This is a genomic window from Planococcus ruber, from assembly GCF_022819085.1.
In the GTDB taxonomy this organism is placed as follows: Bacteria; Bacillota; Bacilli; order Bacillales_A; family Planococcaceae; genus Planococcus; species Planococcus ruber.
This window is the reverse complement of the sequence record NZ_JALHAG010000001.1, coordinates 1,452,347-1,468,257: the sequence shown is the minus strand read 5'-3', so window position 1 is coordinate 1,468,257 and position 15,911 is coordinate 1,452,347. Positions and strand designations below refer to the sequence as shown.

The window sequence follows — 15,911 nt, the reverse complement described above, 5'->3', positions numbered from 1 at the left end:
CTAAAGATCAGAACTGCCTTTTTATTGCTGGATTGCCGATACTCTTCCTTTGCAGACCGCTTCGATTTCCTCCCACTCATTCAATGCGCGGAATATATCTTCCTCAATCAGTTCACTGCCCGTCTGGACTTCAATGATCTCCATTTCAGTCGTCGCACGGAGTGTATGCTTTGCGGCCAAAGGAATATGGATGACGTCGCCCGTGCGCACATGGCTGAGCTGGTCATTGATCACAAAAACCCCTTCGCCTTTTACAATCGTCCATACTTCACTGCGCTTATAGTGAACTTGGTAGCTGAAATTTTTGCCTGCATGGACGCTTAAGCGCTTAATCAGCACTTCATTGCCTTCCGGATATTTCGTATACTCCAAGACCCGATACCATCCCCACCGGCGTTCTTCATACATCGGGCGGCCGCCGAAGCCGTCGACATATTCCTTCACTTTTGTGCTGGCATCTTTATCCGTCACAAGAATTCCGTCCGGGCTCGCTGCCACGACGACATTATCTAGCCCGAGCAGCGTAATCGGCACATCTAGTTCATTGACGATATGCGAATTAGTCACATTTTTGCCAATGACGCCTTTCCCCGTAATCGAGCCGCCCATTTCTTCCGTCAGCGTATTCCAGGTTCCAAGGTCTTTCCAGTACCCTTCATACGGCAGGGAAATGATCTGCTTCGCCTTTTCCACCACTTCATAGTCAAAACTGTTTTTCGGCAAAAGATGATAATTTTCAAGAAGCCCTTCATAGTCCGTCGGAAGGCCCCGTTCAATCAGCTGGTCGATAATATAATCGAGGCGGAACGCAAACACCCCACAATTCCATAAAGCATTTTCAGCAATCAGGCTTTCCGCTTCCGCTTCACTAGGCTTTTCTTTGAAATAATCAACTGTTAAATAATCCTCGCCATTTGACGCTTTCGGAATGATGTATCCGTATTTCGCAGAAGGATAGGTCGGCTTAACTCCCATCAATGCCAAATCGGCGCCCGATTTTTTCAGCGATTCCTCCAAATCGTGGACACGATTAAAAAAACCGTTATCCACATACGGATCCACAGGAAGCATGCCGACTACTTCGTCCAGCCTGCATCCTTTAACCGAAAACAAGTAAACGGCAGCGAGTGCGATTGCCGGGAAGGTGTCTCTTCTTTCCGGTTCTGTCACGATATGGACAGACGGCCCTAATTGAGTTTTAATCATATCCACCTGGGAATAGCTCGTCGCGATAATTGAATGATCCGCCAAGTTCGTTTCCCGAAGCTGCTGCCATACCCGCTGGACCATCGATACCTTATTGCCTTGCCGGTCATTCAGAACCTTCAGGAACTGCTTTGACCGCGCATCATTTGACAGCGGCCAAAGCCGTTTGCCTGAACCCCCTGACAATAAAACAAGTCTCATATAGAATCCTCCCATCGCCTTCGAATAAGTTTTGTTCACTTTAATCCAACCGCATGATTATTCGCGGCTCTTAATTAGGTATAAATAACTAAAATAAAAATAACCCAAGCTTCTTTTTACCCTCATAAGAAATTGATATAACCCCATTGTACTCACAAATATCTGATAATTCAATATAAATATTCAAATTAGTTTGAAATATCAGATATTATAAAATTATTTATTGGAAAATATCATTCATTTTCATAAGTAAATAGGATTACTTATAGCGTTTATTGGATTTCAAAAGGTTAGTGGTATATAGGTATTTAGATTTTTTAACGAAAATAAAAACCGCCTCTTCCATAGCGGGACTAGACGGTTTTTTCCTTATAATGATTTCAAGACTTCCCGGTATTTGCCGATTGAATTTTCCCTCGTGAGATTCTCTTCTAAATACAGGCGGCCATTTAATCCCATTCTTTGCAGCTCGTCCTGGTTCATCCGGTAAAGCTTCTTGATGGAATCGACAATTCCCGCATAATTCTGCGGTTCCACCACTACTCCCGACCCGCTTTCCGAGATCAGCCGCTCCACTTCGCTTCCTTGCTCCAAAACACCCAAAATAGGTTTTCCAGCTGCCATCACGCCATAAATTTTGCTCGGAACCGACACGCCTTTGATGCCTTTTTGATTTACCACTAAATGGACGTCGGCTGCATTCAAGGAATAGCGGATAAACTCTTTTGGCTGATAAGGGAGAAACATCACATTCTCTAACTGATTCACTTTTGCAAATTCCTGCATCCGTTCCTTCACTGCACCTTCGCCGATAAACAAGAAAACAATGCCTGTTTCTTCCTTAAATTCTTTGATGATTTCTACGATATTTTCCAGATCGTAATACAGGCCCAAATTCCCCGAATACATCACGATGAATTTATCCTGCAATCGGTGCTTCGCCAAAAAGTCAGCCACCATCGGCTGTTGTTTATCGAGCGGCAGGATTTCTTTCTCGTTGGTCCAATTGCTGATGACGGAATGGTCAGGAACGCTTTTATTTGAAAAGCGCTGCCTAAGCGTTTCCGCCATGTCCCGCCCGACGACCAGCACATGGTCAGCGTAGCTGCAATTCCACTTGTCGACCATTTTTGCTGCTTTAAAGATCAGTTGGTTGTTTGTATAAGAAACAGCTTGTGCCTGCTCAGGATTAAAATCATGGATACTGTAGACATGCTGAGCCCGCTTAAGGAATTTTCCGATTGAACCAATCAGTCCGCCTAAAATAGGAGGCTGAGAAATCGTAAAGATGATATCTACGCCCTTTTCTTTTAATAGCGCGATATTTGCGAGCGCAAAATACGAAAGAATATAGCGGATCCGGCTGAGCTTCGAATTTTTATCAACTTCCGGCAGCTTAATCCGGACGATTTTAATCTGTTCCAGGTAATCTTCCTCGAAAGTCTCTTTTACTTCTTTCTTTTCTCCAGCATACCCAGGCTGGGCAGCGATAACCGTAATCGAAAAATCTTCCTGGAGGTCTTTCGTGAGTTCAGTCAATAATTGGCTCGTAGCTGCTAAATCCGGATAAAAGTAATTGATGACAAAAACAATTTTCTTTTTAGGTTCCATAAGTCGCCTTCCTATCCTAAAGAATTAACAGAGATTGGTGCTTCCTGATTATCAAATTCATTGAAAATAGCGATGAGCGAATCGGTATACTTGTCTTCTGTGTAATATTCTTCATAGATTTTCCGGCTGATTTTGCCAAGCAGCTTCCGCTCATCTTCATTTACAGCGAGCCGTCTGATCGCTTGTTTGATATCCGCTACTGCAGGTTCCACCAAAATGCCGCAGTCTTCGATCAACTCAGCAATGATCCCACGGTCAGACGAAATAATCGGCAGTCCCGCTGCCATCCCCTCGATAATGGACATCGGTTGGCCCTCCACCTTGTATTTCGTAGGCAGCGCCATCATATCGGCCTCGAGGAAAAACCGCTTTTTCTCTTCGCCGCGCTTTGTCCCATGGTAGATGATCCGATCAGCCATCCCGTTTTTATCAATGAACCGCTTTACTTCCTGGAATTCATTTTCACTTTGAATGGCCCCTACGAGATTCAGTTCAAGATCCAATCCTTCTTTTATCAAGCCGACAACAGCGTGGATCAATTCGACATATCCTTTTTCAGCCATCAAATTACTCAAGTACAAGATGGATAATCGCTCTTTCTTCCGATTAAAATTAATTTCATTTTTTCGGATGAAGTGTTCAGGTATTCCATTTGACACGACTTCTACCCGCTTTACGAGATTTTTAAAATTAGGCGCCAACTTCCCGCCCAAAACGATGCCGACATCCACTTTCTTTAAAGTATTTTCAATAAATTTCCGGAGTCTCCCTGAGGTAGCATCGATGGTTCCGCCGAGATTATTGCCATGCAAATGGGCAACTACTCGATTTCTATTGGAAACTTTGGCAAAGCGGATGAACAGGCAATCTCGGATCAGCCCCATTTTCGTTTGGGAAATCGAAATGTACAGGATGGCATTTTTATTGAAAACACTGAGAAAAGCGGTATATGCAAGCTTAATCGAATCAAAAAACAGCTTATCCATCGCCAGGCCGCCTGGATTTTCAAAATCTTTCCGGCTCAAATTCATTTTTTTCACATCAAAGATTTCATGAAGCTTCTCTGCTTCATACAACGATTGAAGAGCGATGCTTTCCCCTAAAATCGGCGGCGGCAAAGGCCCGACAAAGATCAGCGTCTTCTTTTTCACATTCCCCATTTGATTCACCTCTCCATTCAACGGATCGCTATTTGAATTTCAGCACAGGCTTTCCGGCCAACTCTTTTTCCAAGGCGTTTATCACCAAATAGATCAAGATAAAGACTGGCACGATGACCAGCATGGGTTTTATATAGTAGATATAGCCGTACCAGAAAACACGTGCGATTGTCGTGACAATCAAGTAATAGCCAAGAGAAAATCCAAAATCTCCAAATACCTTCCGCAGCAGCAACGCCGGAACAAAAACCACAAGATACGTCAGAAACGGAGCTAAAATCACGCCTATCACTTGATAATTCAAGAAATACTCTCCGTAAATAAACAATCCGTAATTGGTATGGATCGACTCAGCCACAAGATGCGCTGCCCCCGGTCCCGCTTCCGATCCCAGGAAAGAAGGCATCAATTGCGGAATATACCCGAGAAGCGTTGATGACGTTCCATGGTCGTAGGTCACTTCAATTGCAGCAGCAGTGGAGTAGACCAAATCCTGGACTGTTGGATAATTCACCAACACCGCAAAGGAATCCAAAATGGCTGCTGCATCAAACACCAATCCGTTATGCCGCACAATCCCTAAATAAGAAAAGACCAAAAGCCCGATGGCAATGATGCTGAATTTCTTAAAATTAAAATTGGCCTTAAAAATCTTCCCTTTTTTCGTGTTCGTAATGATGACGTATAAAATCAGGATCAAGCCCAGAATATCCACCCGTGCATAATGGGAAAGCAGCCAAAAAGGCACAAACAGCAAAGCAGCTTTTCGCAGCATACTTCCCTTAACCCCAATCAGGACAAAAAAGTAAGAAATGGCAACCACTGAATTCCAGGCATTCCCCGGCAGCAAGCTCGGCGAGAATTCGTGGTAGGCGCGCCCCGGAAGATCCGGCAGATAAATGATGGCGGAAGCAATCGCAACAGCGCTGAAGAACCAGGTGGACAACAAGCTATTCGTCTCTCTAAAAAAGAACTTTAAAATGATCGCATCATACTTCTTAAACGATTTATTGTCGAGCACCAGCAGCAGCGACCAAATAAAGTAAAAAAACAATGCAGCAAAAGCTAAAAGGTAGAAATGCTTTTCAATCAGCTGCGTCCGGTCGTTGAATAGCGGCTGCACATTGCCGGAAGGCGCAAATCCGAGAATGCTCAATATCGGCAAAAACAATAGAAGCAGCGAAAAAGAAGCGAAACCGACTTTAAAGATCGCCACATCCATCACAAATTTAACGGCAAAAATTCCTAATATAATAAAATGAAGCACATCCTTCGCCTGAAACTGCTGGCCGATTTGCGCAAAATAATACAGCATGGCGATTCCAGCCAGGATATTCACAGCCACTTGAAAGACCCGTTCATTTTTATTGTCTGATTCACTGTAGTTGTTCACCATATGATCATCCCTTTATCCTTATAATGCTCTTCGGTATTCGATTAACGTTTACGTAGAAAGAATTTCAGAGAATTTATAGTTCTTTTTCGATTGCTTATACATGATTTCCAAGACTTTCAACGGCAGGAAAGTGGAAAGATAATAGATGCACGCTTTTACCGAGCTGTTCTTTTCAAATGCCGCTTCGATCAGCACTTTTCTGGCCAATTTAACCGCTTCTTTATCGCAGCTTGTAATGGCCACTTTCAATAAGGTTTTAAAAATATTGATGGAGAACTTTTCAAAAACTCCGTTTCCCAATTCTTTCGCTAACTCTTTATAGGCTTTGAAAATATACAGCTGGCCATTGAGCACCGCCTCGTTGTTCGTCGAAATGCGCTCTCCCGAATGTTGGAAGAACAAGACCATCGAATCCTTTACAAAATCAAAATTTGTAATCTGCGACAAACGAAGATACAAATCCCAATCTTGGCAGCTGGGCAAAGAGGATTCAAACCCGTTAATTTCATGGAGCAATTCTGTTTTGACCAGAACCGAAGAAGTCGTATCAATGCAATTGGATTCCATAAGCATCGGCAAAATGTTGCCCCGGTAGCGGGGAACAATTTCCTTCAGTGTCTGGCTGTCATTGACCAATTTGACTCCGGTGTAGACGGCGCCGACTTCCGGATTGCTGCGAAATATCGCTAATTGCTTTTGCAATTTATCAGGAAGCCACTGATCATCGGAATCCAAAAAACCGACGTAATTTCCTTTAGCCAGCTTAATGCCTGTATTCCGGGCTTCGGAACCCCCTCTATTGATTTGGTGCCGAATGTACTTGATGCGCGGATCCTGCATTTCTTTCACTACCGCTTCTGTATCATCGGTTGAACAATCATCCACAATGATGATTTCCAAATTTTGATGCCGCTGGTGCTGGAGGCTATAGACGGCTTTCTTCAATAATTCAGAACGATTATAGGTAGGGATTACGACACTTACTTTTTCACTTGTTTTTCCCAATCGAGTCCACTCCTTAGCGTCTGTCTCCTCTTATAAATTGAACATACAATTTTTGGGTTTTTTATTGCACATTTAACTCTGATGCAGGATTAAGACAGAATTTGACTCGACAGCAGCCGTACAGTTCTTGTCTGTAATCTGATTTCTTAGTTGTCTGAAAATAGAGAATACTTTATATGGTGAAAAAGATGCAGAGCCCTCTTCCAGCAGCTCCGCATTTTACCTTAAAACTCTTTTGTGCTATATGCTTCTTGCTTTTCCTTGCCCAATAAACGCAAATCGTTTTTAACCATAATCTCAACCAATTCCTCAAACGGCGTTGCCGTAGGATTCCAGTTCAACAGGCGTTTCGCTTTTGACGGATCGCCGAGTAATTGTTCCACTTCGGCTAAGCGGAAGTAATCCGGATTCACTTCAACAACCACTTCTCCGGTACGTTTATTGATTCCTTTCTCTTCGACCCCTTCGCCTTGCCATTCGATTTCGATGCCCGCATGCAGAAAAGCGAGAGTCGCAAATTCACGCACCGTATGCATTTCTCCTGTCGCAATCACGAAATCTTCCGGCGTGTCGTGCTGCAAAATCAGCCACATGCACTCGACGTAATCTTTTGCATATCCCCAGTCCCGGCGGGCATCCAAATTCCCAAGCGACAGCTTTTGCTGTTTACCGCTGGCAATCCGGGCAGCGGCCATGGTAATTTTGCGGGTTACAAACGTTTCTCCCCGGCGTTCTGATTCATGGTTAAACAGAATGCCGTTCACCGCAAACATCCCATACGATTCCCTGTAATTTTTGGTAATCCAAAAACCGTATAATTTGGCCACTCCATATGGCGAGCGCGGATAAAATGGCGTCGTTTCTTTTTGCGGCACCTCCTGGACTTTTCCAAATAATTCGGAAGTAGAGGCTTGGTAAATCCGCGTTTTCTGCTGCAAGCCAAGGATCCGTACAGCTTCCAAAATTCGGAGCGTGCCGATGCCATCTACATCTGCTGTATATTCCGGCGTCTCAAACGACACTTTTACATGGGACATCGCAGCCAAATTGTAAATTTCATCCGGCTTAATTTCGCTGATCAACCGAATCACATTGGAAGTATCGGTCATGTCACCATAATGGATAAAGAAGTTTTCACTTGTTTTCAATTCTTCGATATAAAGGTGCTCAATTCTTTCTGTATTGAAACTCGAGCTTCGCCGAATAATCCCATGAACCTCGTAGCCTTTCTCTAAAAGAAAATCTGCTAAAAACGATCCGTCCTGGCCAGTGATCCCTGTTATCAATGCTTTTCTCATCGAATCCCCCATTATTTAACCGTAATAGTTTCATTGCTGATATTTTCCAAAAACCATTCATAAGCCAATTTCAGCCCATCGTCCAATGACGTCTGGGCTTTCCAGCCAAGATTGTGGAGCTTGCTCACATCTACGAGTTTTCGCGGCGTCCCATCCGGTTTCGATGTATTAAATCTGATTTCGCCTTCGTAGCCCGTAATGTTCTTGATTTTTTCAGCTAATTCCTTAATGGAAATATCCTTGCCGACACCGATATTCACCAGTTCGCTTTTGCTGTAAGTGTTCATTAAATACACAGCTGCATTCGCCAGATCGTCCGAGTAAAGAAATTCTCTCCTCGGCGTTCCGGTCCCCCAAACTTCAACGGTCGGCGAAGAATTTACTTTCGCTTCATGGAACTTGCGAATCAAAGCAGGCAGCACATGGGAGCTGTTTAAATCAAAATTGTCATTAGGGCCAAATAAATTGGTCGGCATGATGGAAATAAATTCAGTTCCGTACTGCTTATTGTAATACTCGCACATTTTGATTCCGGCTATTTTCGCAATCGCATAGGGCTCATTTGTCGGCTCCAGTTCTCCAGTCAATAACGAATCTTCCCTCATCGGCTGCGGCGTGTATTTTGGATAAATGCATGTGCTTCCTAAAAACAGAAGCTTTTTTACTCCATTCTTATGGGAGGCATCAATTACATTCGTTTGAATCATCAAATTGTCTCGAATGAAATCAGCAGGATAATCGTTATTGGCTACAATCCCCCCTACTTTTGCAGCAGCTAAAAATACATATTCCGGCTTTTCTAAGTTGAAGAATGCGTCAACTTGGCTGCGGTCTGTCAAATCTAATTCGCAATGATTGCGAAAGACAAGATTATGATAGCCATTCTTTTTTAAATCTCTGACAATAGCGGATCCTACTAGGCCCCGATGCCCTGCTACATATATCTTTGATGACACATCCATTTAAACCCCATCCTTTTCTATGGTCTCTGAAGAGAAGGCTTCCTTACTTGCATGCTGGCAAAGAGCCGACGCTGCCGTAATGCTGTTCTTGAAAAATAAGGCTTTTTAGACCCTCTAAAATTATTCCTGCATTTTTGTACATATTTACCAATACTAAATGCTTATCGTATGCCTTATTTTTATCATTTTAGCATACTTTAGACTTAATAAAACAGATTATTTAGATTATTTTATAAATTTGAGTATTTTTCTTTAAGCCAGCCTTTTCTCTGCCTTCTGGATAAAGAAACTTTTGACTTCCAGCAATAATTTTTTCTGGAACATCATCATTAAAAACCCATAGATGAGCAGGCCTGCACAAAAACTGATCAGAATGATGGCAATGTCATTTGTTTTTGCCAAGATGCCGATCAATCCCTGGAGCAACAAAATCATTACAACTGAATGAAAAATTGGAACAAAGATAGATTTCATCAATTCATTGAAGCTGTTTCCAATGATCAACCGGATTCTGCTGAAATAATTGATGAAGAATAAAACAAACCGCAAGAGGCCCATAGCCAATGCCACCATTGCCAGTTCACCAGTTAAACTTGAGAAATAGACAACGACCGGAACTATAAACAGCAGCCCCAACTGCCAGTAAAAGCTCCAGCGCACTTTCCCAACAGCAGTGAACAAGCTTCCGCTTGGATTTCCCAAGGCCCGGAACAAGGCATAGAAGCAAAGAATTTGAACAATCATTATTGCCTCTGTCCATTCTTTTCCTAGAAGAAGCGGCACAAGAAAAGGTGCTAACACAATAAGACCGGAAAAAAATGGTGCATTTAACGTCATAATCAGTTGAATGATAAAGAGGTAAGCTTTTTGCAGCCGCTTTTGATCCTGTTGAATTTTAGCGAAAACCGGAAATGAAACCCGGGTAATCATCGGGTTCAATTTCTGGATCGGCTGCATGATCAAGTTCATGGCCATGCTGTAAATCCCGAGAATTTGCGGCCCCATTAAAATTCCAATGATAATTTGGTCGATTTTCGTATTGAAGTAATTGGCCGTTGTCGTTCCGAGGCGATACAATCCGAAAACAATCAATTCTGTGATGCTTTTCCAAGAAAACACCAGTGCCGGCCGTGTTTCCGGATTTCTAAAACCGGCAACTGCCCAAGGCACCGTCCGCACAAGCGAACTGGCGATGTGGCCAAAAACAAGCGACCAAGCTCCCGCTGCCATAAAAGCTGCCAAGAAGATGGTCAGAGAAACCCCGATGAAAGAAGCGGCGATTTCATTCTTCGTAATTTGGCTGAACTCCAGATTTTTGCTGGCAATCGTTTGGAACTGCAACCCAAAAGGGATAATGACAAAGCTGATGCCCACTACTTGAATCATCCCTTTTAGTTCTGCATGGTCAAATAAGCTGGCGAGAAGCGGTGCCGCAAAAAAGAGAAGAATAAAGATTCCGATCCCCGTAAAAATTGAAACCCAGTAAAGGCTCGATAATTGAATTTTGCTGATTTTCTCCTTCTGAATGATGGCATCTGTCAATCCCATATCCATATACATTTGGGCAAATTGGATAACGATCTGCACGAGCGCCAAAATGCCATAGACGGCAGGGCCGAGAATGCGTCCCAGAACCACTAACTGGACAATCTGCAGAAGGCTCGTGATTAGCATGGAGAGTGATGTGAGTTTCATGCTGGCGGCCACTTTCTTTTTTAAGGACGACATCGCTTCAACTCACTCCCATCTCAATAAAGGATTTTTTTCCACAGATCTTTTCGGCTTTTCAGATCGATGCCATACGGGATGTCCGCCATGAAATTATCGGGATATCCGATAAAATCAAAAGATTCATCAATTGTTTTCGGCTTGTGATCGTATTTATACAAGAACTCAAAATCGATGATCCGCGGCCCTTCTTTGGTCATTAAAATATTTCCGGGATGGAAATCGATCAACGCAAAACCTTTTTCATAGAAAAAACGGCTAATGCCCAATATTTCTTCTTTGTATTTTTTCAGCATCCATTTCTTCACCCGTTTGTTCTCGGCAATTTTCAAGGTATCCAGCAACGGAACAATCAAGTAGTTATCGCCGCTGTCGAGGAGTTTCGGGATAAACTCGCATTCTTTGCTAAGTTCTCCGTACACATAGACTTCACGTTTCAGAAAACGTTCTTTTCCTGCCTGATAGGTTTTTTTGACTGCTTTTTTGCCTCGGTATTCAATCACTTCTACCTTTGCCCGCCGCCGGTTGCCGGACAAATCTTTATAGACTTTCTCTTTCGTGACATAGGCTTTATCCCATTCCCTGATAGTATCTCGGACATAGGACATGATTTCTGGAACAACCATATTGATGTAATCCAGCGCTTCAATTTCATCGTCCGAACTATGGATCGGATTTGTCTTTTCCTCGGGCTCAAGATTTGAATTGATTTCTCTCCGGACTTCTTCTTTAAAGAGATAATGTTCGTTCGACACATGCGGATATTTCTTTTTAAATTTTTCTTTTAGAGGATTTGGATGATAATCATACATGACTAGCAAAACAGCAGGCTCTCCTCCATTTACCGGCCAAGGCCCCTGCCCCCAATTTCCTCCGCGCAGCCGTTGGGATGCCTGCCTTTTTTGTTCGCGATTCAATTCGATGGCTTTCACCAGATTCAATCCGCTTTTTTCCAGCCAATTGATGATAAATCCTGTCAGCCCTCTTTTATAAGCCCAATCCCTTATGACGAATACCATCACTTCTCCTGATTTTTCAAAGTCATCGGAGGAACGGGCAATGGTTTCTTTCAGCCAAGACGCATTCTCATCCGGCAGCTTTCGAATCGTATCGGTCGCCGGTGCCCAGCCTTCTGCTGCCAATAAGTGATGGAAGTACATGAGATTAAGCTCTTTTAGTTCCATTTCATTTTTCTTAGCCAATGCTTGTAAAATATTCAAATATTCATGATCCGCTAATTCCTGTCGGGCGAAGCTTCCGTCTCGAACCGGAATTCCGGACTTTATCCCTTTATGGTAAACCGCGTGATAAAGAAGGCTTAAAAAGTAATGGCGTTTATCCGGAACAAAGAACCGATTTTCCCAAAGGGTCCTGGCAGACAGGATTTTTTCAGCCAAATTCGGCGGATAATAGGCCATATTTTTGAAGCTGCTCCCAGGCAAGCCGCTCACGCTATAAAGGTCAAAAGGCAGAATGCCTACTTTTTCATTTAATGCTTGTTGGACTTTATGGATGTCTTCGTCGGCTACCAGGAGATCGACATCTTCCTGAATGTCCGAGAATGGAATTTTATCAAACCATCGAAGGACGACGTATCTTAACCGTTGCTCATTAAAGCGCTTGAAAAGCGAGTCAATGGGTGTCTCTGGAGATAGATAATGGCGTGCTTTCTTTTCTTTTTTATATTGGCGTTTAAATAAGATGCCTCTACTGAATTTCCCGTTTTCTTCAGCGAACACCTTAAAGCTCATTTCCCATCTTCGCTTCCGGGCATATTTATATGCCCACACGGCCAAAAAACTGAAATTATTCACTAAGTTGCTTGGTTTAAAGACAATCAATTCTGCTGAAGAATTGAACGCTTTTTTAATATCATCGAATCCTGCTTTCCCCAAAATCAGGACATCTGCGTTGTTTTTATAAATGACATCATTGCCGTTTACCGGATAAGCATACCCGCCGAAAGAATGGGAAATATCTGAAACGACTGCTAAATAATTATCATAACCCGCTGCAGCGAGCTCCATTTTCAATCGGTCGTCTTCTGCGTTGTAATGCAGGATTTTCACTTTTTTCTTATCGCTGTTAAGTTCTCTCAAATAATCGCTGACGCGCATACTATTCTCCATTACTGCACCTCCCCGCTTTTCATAAACTGCTGTATAAATCAAAACAGAAGAGCCCCATCCAATTGTCTTCTAAAGGATGATGCCCTTTGAAACGATATGGCTTTCTTTTTCCTTATTTGCTGATGGGCTCCAAATCCGGTTTCGGCTGGCGCTGCCGTTTTAGGATATGTTCCCACCAATCCCGGTTCTCCAAATACCATTGAACGGTTTGCTGTATGCCGCTGTCGAAACGATACATCGGCTTCCAGCCCAGCTTTTCTAATTTGGAAGGATCGATGGCATAGCGCCGATCGTGGCCAAGGCGGTCGGGTACGTATTGGATTAATTCTTCGGTTTTTCCTAACGCGTTGAGAATCGTCCGCACCACGTCTAAATTGGATTGTTCATTATGGCCGCCGATATTATAGACTTCTCCAAGTTCCCCTTTATGCAGAACCAGATCAATTGCGGAACAATGATCCGCCACATGCAGCCAATCCCGAATATTTTTGCCATCTCCGTAAACCGGCACCGGCTGGTCTTTCAAAACATGGGAAATGGCCAAGGGAATCAATTTTTCCGGAAAATGATAAGGGCCGTAGTTATTGGAACAGCGTGTAATATTGACCGGCAAGCCGAAGGTTTCAAAATACGAACGGACCAGTAAATCCGAAGATGCTTTGCTTGCACTATACGGGCTATTCGGCTGGAGCGGCGTCTCTTCTGTAAAAAACGTAGAAGGGTCAAAATCCAACTCTCCGTAAACTTCGTCAGTAGAAATATGGACAAACTTTTGGACCCCAATGCGTTTTGCCGCTTCCAAAAGAATTTGCGTGCCAAGTATATTGGTCGTGATAAACACTTCCGGCTCCCGGATTGACCGGTCAACATGGCTTTCCGCAGCAAAATGGACCACATAATCAAACTGTTCCTTTTCAAAAAGCTTATGGATTTCCAGACTTTTCGTAATGTCTGTATGAACGAACGTATAATTGCGCCTCTTTTCAATTTCCCGGTGTTTCGTTAAATCTCCGGCATAAGTTAAAGCATCCAGATTAAAAATATGGTATTCTGGATACTTTTCAACCATATATTGAACGAAATTACCGCCGATAAACCCGGCTCCACCCGTAACCAACACTTTTTTCATCAGCAAGACCTCTATTCTCAATTGTTTAATTGAAAGGATTTTTCTGCTGCAATATCAAGCAGATATTTTCCGTAATCGGTTTTGATCAATGGCTCTGCCAACTCCATTAATTGCGCGCGGGAAATATAGCCCCGGCGGTAGGCAATCTCTTCGATGCAAGATACGTATAATCCCTGTCTTTTTTGGATGGCTTCGACAAAATTGGCCGCCTGCAGCAAGGCTTCATGGGTTCCGGTATCCAACCAGGCGAGCCCGCGTCCCATAAGGTTGACGGTCAATTCACCTCTTTGCAGATAGACATCGATAATCGAAGTGATTTCCAGCTCTCCCCGCTCGGAAGGCTCTATGCTTTTGGCGATTTCAATCACCTGATTATCAAAAAAATACAAACCTGGAACTGCAAAAGAGGATTTTGGTTCTTTCGGCTTTTCTTCAATTGAAAGGACTCGGTTGTCATCTCCAACTTCCACTACGCCGTACGCTCGCGGATCAGCAACATGGCAGCCAAAAATAATGCAGCCCTGCTCCAGTTCAGATGACTCGATTAAGCGGCTCCCAAAATCCGAGCCGTAAAAGATGTTATCCCCGAGAACCAGGGCCACTGGCGAGTCCCCGATAAAACTTTCCCCAATGGTAAAAGCTTCTGCTAATCCTTTTGGCTCTTCCTGAATGGCATATTCCAATTTGATGCCAAGTTTTTGCCCATTGCCCAGAAGGCTTAAAAATCCGGCAACGTCCCGTGGAGTTGAAATGATCAAAATTTCTTTAATGCCCGCAAGCATCAATACCGAAAGCGGATAGTAAATCATCGGCTTATCATAAACCGGCAGCATCTGTTTCGAAATGGATTTTGTCAATGGATAAAGGCGCGTCCCGGATCCTCCGGCTAAAATGATCCCTTTCATAACCAATCCCTCTTTTCTTAGATTCGAGTCAAAGCCTTTGAGCTTTGCTGAAGCTCTTTGATCAACTGGCAAATTTGATTGACGGCTTCAAGCGGCAATTTGCCGTAATACGGCATAGATAAAACTTCCTTCACTGCTTTTTGGGCCTTCGGCAAATTTTCCGGTTTGGCAGATTCAAGCTGCCGATACCATTCAAAATCACTGCATAGCGGATAAAAGTATTTGCGGGTATAGACATTGTATTTCTCCAATTCCCGGTGCAGCCAGTCCCTCGAAAAGCCGAATTCCTGTTCATCCACTTCGATGACAAAATACTGATAGCTGCTCTCTTCCCCTTCGAGAACCGTAATCGGACGGATGCCTGGAATTTCCGCCAAGTTGTGCTCGTAAAGCTTCATCAATTGATGCCTTTTCGAGCGTTCTTCTTCTACAAGTTTGAGGACTTCGATGCCGATTCCCGCCTGGACTTCGTTCATTTTGGCGTTCAGTCCTGAAAGCACCACTTCTTCGGGATTTAAGATTCCAAAGTTTTTCAAAAGATTGAGCTTCTTCAGCACGTCTTCACTTTTGACTGATAGAGCGCCGCCTTCGATCGTATTGAATAATTTGGTCGCATGGAAACTGAACATTGTCATGTCTCCAAAGTCGCTGATTGGCCGGCCATTTAGTTTTGCACCAAACACATGCGCTCCGTCGTAGATAACTTTCAGCTTATATTTTTCGGCAATCTTTCCAATCTGTTCTACATCGCACGGATTTCCGAAAACGTGAACCGCTAGAATAGCGCTGGTCCTTTCTGTAATTAATGATTCAATTTTTGACGCATCGATATTCAAAGTAATCGGGTCAATATCGCAAAAAACAGGTGTCAGGCCGTTCCAATCCAACGCTTGAACGGTAGCCGGAAAAGTAAAAGGCGTCGTAATAACTTCCCCTGTGAGGCCAAGCGCCTTTAAGCCAAGCAATAGCGCCAATGTCCCGTTGTTGAACAACGAAAGATGCGGGGCTTGCAAATAGGCTTCCAACTGTTCGGTCAATTCTTTGTGCTGTTTCCCGTTATTCGTTATTTGGCCGCTTTCCCAAATTTCACTGATTTTATTCGCTGCATCTTCTGCATTCGGAAGCAATGGACTGGTAATATAGATCGGTTTTTCAAACGGATTTGCCATATTCTTCATCCC

12 protein-coding genes are annotated in these 15,911 nt (G+C 43.4%); all 12 read right to left on the bottom strand.

Features of this window, described 5'->3' with window-relative positions:
• Positions 1-21: 21 nt before the first annotated feature.
• The gene (locus MTR82_RS07265; protein ID WP_246808494.1) at positions 22-1,407 is read right to left on the bottom strand and encodes a sugar phosphate nucleotidyltransferase; all 1,386 of its coding nucleotides are present in this window, start codon (positions 1,405-1,407) and stop codon (positions 22-24) included.
• A 369-nt stretch (positions 1,408-1,776) separates the two neighbouring features.
• Positions 1,777-3,018: a glycosyltransferase family 4 protein gene (locus MTR82_RS07260; RefSeq protein ID WP_246808493.1), complete on the bottom strand. Its 1,242-nt coding sequence runs from the start codon at positions 3,016-3,018 to the stop codon at positions 1,777-1,779.
• A gap of 11 nt (positions 3,019-3,029) precedes the next feature.
• Positions 3,030-4,178, bottom strand: a complete 1,149-nt coding sequence (locus MTR82_RS07255; RefSeq protein WP_246808492.1) for a glycosyltransferase family 4 protein — start codon at positions 4,176-4,178, stop codon at positions 3,030-3,032.
• 28 nt (positions 4,179-4,206) lie between these two features.
• Positions 4,207-5,571, bottom strand: a complete 1,365-nt coding sequence (locus MTR82_RS07250) for a hypothetical protein (RefSeq protein WP_246808491.1) — start codon at positions 5,569-5,571, stop codon at positions 4,207-4,209.
• Between the two features lie 51 nt (positions 5,572-5,622).
• Positions 5,623-6,579, bottom strand: coding sequence for a glycosyltransferase family 2 protein (locus MTR82_RS07245; protein ID WP_052650842.1), 957 nt, complete (start codon positions 6,577-6,579; stop codon positions 5,623-5,625).
• A gap of 224 nt (positions 6,580-6,803) precedes the next feature.
• The gene (gene gmd / locus MTR82_RS07240) at positions 6,804-7,877 is read right to left on the bottom strand and encodes a GDP-mannose 4,6-dehydratase (RefSeq protein WP_052650841.1); all 1,074 of its coding nucleotides are present in this window, start codon (positions 7,875-7,877) and stop codon (positions 6,804-6,806) included.
• Between the two features lie 11 nt (positions 7,878-7,888).
• Positions 7,889-8,839 carry a GDP-L-fucose synthase gene (gene fcl, locus MTR82_RS07235; protein ID WP_052650840.1) on the bottom strand — a complete coding sequence of 317 codons (951 nt, stop codon included), beginning with the start codon at positions 8,837-8,839 and terminating at the stop codon, positions 7,889-7,891.
• A 252-nt stretch (positions 8,840-9,091) separates the two neighbouring features.
• On the bottom strand, positions 9,092-10,567 hold the full coding sequence (locus MTR82_RS07230; RefSeq protein ID WP_279576980.1) for an MOP flippase family protein: 1,476 nt from the start codon (positions 10,565-10,567) through the stop codon (positions 9,092-9,094).
• Positions 10,568-10,587: 20 nt separating this feature from the next.
• Positions 10,588-12,696, bottom strand: a complete 2,109-nt coding sequence (locus tag MTR82_RS07225) for a hypothetical protein (protein ID WP_246808489.1) — start codon at positions 12,694-12,696, stop codon at positions 10,588-10,590.
• A 112-nt stretch (positions 12,697-12,808) separates the two neighbouring features.
• Positions 12,809-13,825 (bottom strand): dTDP-glucose 4,6-dehydratase, encoded by a 1,017-nt coding sequence (rfbB, locus tag MTR82_RS07220; protein ID WP_246808488.1) that lies wholly within the window; start codon positions 13,823-13,825, stop codon positions 12,809-12,811.
• A 17-nt stretch (positions 13,826-13,842) separates the two neighbouring features.
• Complete coding sequence (gene rfbA / locus MTR82_RS07215) at positions 13,843-14,730, bottom strand: glucose-1-phosphate thymidylyltransferase RfbA (RefSeq protein WP_246808487.1); 888 nt, start codon at positions 14,728-14,730, stop codon at positions 13,843-13,845.
• A 17-nt stretch (positions 14,731-14,747) separates the two neighbouring features.
• Positions 14,748-15,899 carry a DegT/DnrJ/EryC1/StrS family aminotransferase gene (locus tag MTR82_RS07210; RefSeq protein WP_246808486.1) on the bottom strand — a complete coding sequence of 384 codons (1,152 nt, stop codon included), beginning with the start codon at positions 15,897-15,899 and terminating at the stop codon, positions 14,748-14,750.
• Between the last annotated feature and the right edge of the window lie 12 nt (positions 15,900-15,911).